1 protein-coding gene is annotated in these 4,087 nt (G+C 74.0%); it reads right to left on the bottom strand.

Annotation, left to right across the window (positions count from 1 at the left end):
* A partial coding sequence (locus NP777_RS46525; protein WP_256656265.1) for a type I polyketide synthase occupies window positions 1–4,087 on the bottom strand: 4,087 nt, incomplete at both ends.

The following is a 4,087-nucleotide window of genomic DNA, read 5'->3' as shown; positions in this document are numbered from 1 at the left end:
CGTGTCGAGTCCCAGGCGGCCCGTGAGCAGCAGCCCCTCGCCACCGGCCAGCGGCACGGCGGCCCCGACCAGCGGATGGTCGACGGTCGCCAGGCCCAGCCCCGCCGTACCGCCCACGACGGCCGGGAGCTCGGGCCAGTAGCGCGCGTACTGGAAGGCGTACGTCGGCAGCTCGACCCGGGCCGCGCCCGTACCGGCGAAGACGGCCGCCCAGTCCACCGCCACACCGCGCACATGGACGCGCGCGAGGGCCTTGGTCAGCGTCTCGGCCTCGGCCCTGCCCTTGCGCAGGGCCGGGACGAACGCGGCGTCCTCACCGGTGACACACTGCTGCGCCATCGCGGTGAGCACACCGTCCGGGCCCAGTTCGACGAACGTGGAGACGCCCTGGGCCTCCAAGACCCGCACGCCGTCCAGGAAGCGAACGGCCTCGCGGACGTGGCGCACCCAGAAGTCGGCGGTGGTGATCTCCTCGGCGGCGACCAGCTCGCCCGTCAGGTTGGACACGATCGGAATCCGCGGGGCCTCGTACGACAGACCCTCCGCGACCTCGCGGAACGCGTCCAGCATGCCGTCCATGCGCGGGGAGTGGAACGCGTGGCTGACCGTGAGCCGCTTGGTCTTACGGCCCTGCGCCGCGAACGAGGCGGCGATCTCCAGCGCCGCGTCCTCATCACCGGCGATGACGACCGAGGAAGGCCCGTTCAGCGCGGCAATCGAGACGCGCTCGGTGAGCAGCGGCGCCACCTCGTCCTCCGACGCCTGCACCGCGATCATCGCGCCACCCGTCGGAAGCGCCTGCATCAGACGGCCACGCGCGGCCACCAACCGGCAGGCGTCGGCGAGCGACATCACCCCCGCCACATGCGCGGCGGCCAGCTCACCGATCGAATGACCCGACAGGAAGTCCGCACGCAGACCCCACGCCTCGACCAGCCGATACAGCGCGACCTCGATCGCGAACAGCGCGGGCTGGGTGAACCCCGTCTGGTCCAGCTCCGCCGCGTCCTCCCCGAACAGCACCTCCCGCAGCGGCCGTTCCAGATGCGCGTCCAGCTCCGCGCACACCGCGTCCAGCGCCTCGGCGAACACCGGGAAGGCGTCGTACAGCTCACGGCCCATGCCGAGCCGCTGGCTGCCCTGCCCCGTGAACAGGAACGCCACCTTGCCACCGGCCACCGAACCCTGAACGAGCGCCGGGGAGCGACGGCCCTCCGCCAGCGCCACCAGAGCCTTCAGCAGCCCGTCCCGGTCCCCGGCCACCACCACCGCGCGGTGGTCGAACGCCGATCGGCCGGTCGCCAGCGAGTAGCCCAGGTCGACCGCGCCCAGCTCGGGCCGGTCCGCCGCATGGGCGGCCAGCCGCTCGGCCTGGGCCCGCAGGGCGGCCGCGCTGCGGCCGGAGAGCACCCACGGCACCACGGCGGGTGTGACGGCGGGAGCCGCCGGGGCCTCAGCCGCCGCCACCTCCGGCGCCTGCTCGATGATGGTGTGCACATTCGTGCCGCTGATGCCGAACGACGACACACCCGCGCGGCGCGGACGGCCGGTCTCCGGCCAGTCCGCCTGTTCGGTGAGCAGCGAGACGGCCCCCGCCGACCAGTCCACATGCGGCGACGGCTCGTCCGCGTGCAGGGTCGGCGGAAGCACCCCGTGCCGCATGGCGAGGACCATCTTCATGATGCCCGCGACACCGGCGGCGGCCTGGGTGTGGCCCATGTTCGACTTGATGGAGCCCAGCAGCAACGGCCGCTCCGACTCCCGCTCCTGGCCGTACGTGGCCAGCAGCGCCTGCGCCTCGATCGGGTCGCCCAGCGTCGTGCCCGTGCCATGCGCCTCGACCGCGTCCACATCGCCGGCCGACAGCCCGGCGGCGGCCAGCGCCTGCCGGATGACGCGCTGCTGGGACGGGCCGTTCGGCGCCGTCAGGCCATTGGACGCACCGTCCTGGTTCACGGCGCTGCCGCGCACCACCGCGAGCACCGGGTGGCCGTTCCTGCGCGCGTCCGACAGCCGCTCCACGAGCAGCATGCCCGCGCCCTCGGCCCAGCCCGTGCCGTCCGCGTCCGCCGAGAACGCCTTGCAGCGGCCGTCGGCGGACAGGCCGCCCTGGCGGCTGAAACCGACGAACGTGCCGGGGGTCGCCATCACCGTGACACCACCGGCCAGCGCCATCGTGCACTCGCCCGAACGCAGCGCCTGCATCGCCCAGTGCAGCGCCACCAGCGACGACGAGCACGCCGTGTCGACGGTGACGGCCGGGCCCTCCAGACCGAGCGCGTAGGCGACGCGGCCGGAGGCGATGGAACCCGTGCTGCCGGAGCCGATCGCGCCCTCGCCACCGCTGTCCGGGGCCCGCTCCACGAGCGTGGCGTAGTCGTGGTACATCACGCCCGCGAACACACCGGTACGGCTGCCGCGCAGCGTGGCCGGGTCGATGCCCGCGCGCTCGAACGCCTCCCACGACGTCTCCAGCAGCAGTCGCTGCTGCGGATCGGTGGCGAGGGCCTCGCGCGGCGAGATCCCGAAGAAGGTGGGGTCGAAGTCGGCGGCGTCGTGGAGGAAACCGCCCTCGCGGGTGTACGAGGTGCCGGGGTGCTCCGGGTCCGGGTGGTAGAGCGCGTCCAGGTCCCAGCCACGGTCCACGGGGAAGCCGGAGATCGCGTCCTGGCCGGAGGACAGCAGCCGCCACAGGTCCTCGGGGGTGCGCACCCCGCCCGGGAAGCGGCAGCTCATGCCCACGATGGCGATCGGCTCGTCGTCGAGCGCGCCCACGGTCGACACCGGCAGGCCCGACTCGGCACGGGTGCCCGCCAGTTCGTCCCGGAGGTGTTCGGCCAGGACGACGGAGGTCGGGTAGTCGAAGACCAGGGTGGCGGGAAGCCGCATCCCGGTGACCGCGTTCACGCGGTTGCGCAGTTCGACGGCGGTGAGCGAGTCGAAGCCGAGGTCGCGGAAGGCGCGGTCGGGGTCCACGGAGTCGGCGGTGGCATAGCCCAGGACGGCGGCGACCTGGGTACGGACCAGCTCCAGCAGCGTCTCCAGCCGCTCTGCCGCGTTCAGGCGGGCCAGCCGCTGCGCCAGGGCGCCCGTTCCGGCGGAGCCCTCCGCCGTACGCCGCGCCGGGACCCGTACCAGCCCGGACATCAGTGGGGCCACCACACCGGTGGACGCCGCCTCGGCCCGTGCCGCCGCCAGGTCGAGACGCACCGGGACGAGCAGCGCCTCGCCCGCCCGTCCGGCCGCGTCGAACAGCTCCTTGCCCTCGTCGGCGGCGAGCGCGGCGACGCCGCCCCGGCTCATCCGGGACATATCGGTCTGGTCCAGCTCACCGGCCATACCGCCGGACTCGGCGGCCCACAGGCCCCAGGCCAGCGAGGTGCCGGGCAGCCCGCGCGCCGCGCGGTGCTGGGCCAGCGCGTCCACATAGGCGTTGGCGGCGGCGTAGTTGCCCTGTCCTGCGGCGCCGAAGACACCGGCGGCGGAGGAGAAGAGCACGAACGCCGAAAGGTCCAGCTCACGGGTCAGCTCGTGCAGGTTCCAGGCCGCGTCCACCTTCGGACGCAGCACCCGCCCCAGCCGCTCCGGCGTCAGCGAACCGATCACACCGTCGTCCAGCACACCGGCGGTGTGCACGACCGCTGTGAGCGGATGCTCGGCCGGGATGGCGGCGAGGGTCGCGGCGAGCGCGTCCCGGTCCGCCACATCACACGCCGCCCAGCGCGCCTCGGCGCCCAACTCGGCTAGCTCGGCGGTCAGTTCGGCCGCACCCGGTGCCTGTTCGCCACGGCGGCTGACCAGCAGCAGCCGCCGTACGCCGCGCTCCGCCACCAGATGGCGGGCGAACAGCGCGCCCAGCGTGCCACTCGCACCGGTCACCAGGACCGTGCCCTCGGCGTCGAATTCCGGAGCCGGGCGGTCGGTCTCCACCACGGCCCGCGCCAGACGCGGCGCCCGCGGCACCCCGTCCCGTACGGCCACCTGCGGTTCACCGGACGCCAGCGCATCCGCCACCGCCGTCAGCGACTCGGTCGTATCGTCGACGTCGACCAGGACGAACCGGCCGGGGTTCTCCGACTCGGCCGAG

The organism is Streptomyces rugosispiralis, assembly GCF_024505145.1.
Taxonomy (GTDB): domain Bacteria; phylum Actinomycetota; class Actinomycetes; order Streptomycetales; family Streptomycetaceae; genus Streptomyces; species Streptomyces rugosispiralis.
The sequence above is the reverse complement of the archived record's forward strand: the minus strand, read 5'-3'. Positions and strand labels throughout refer to the sequence as shown.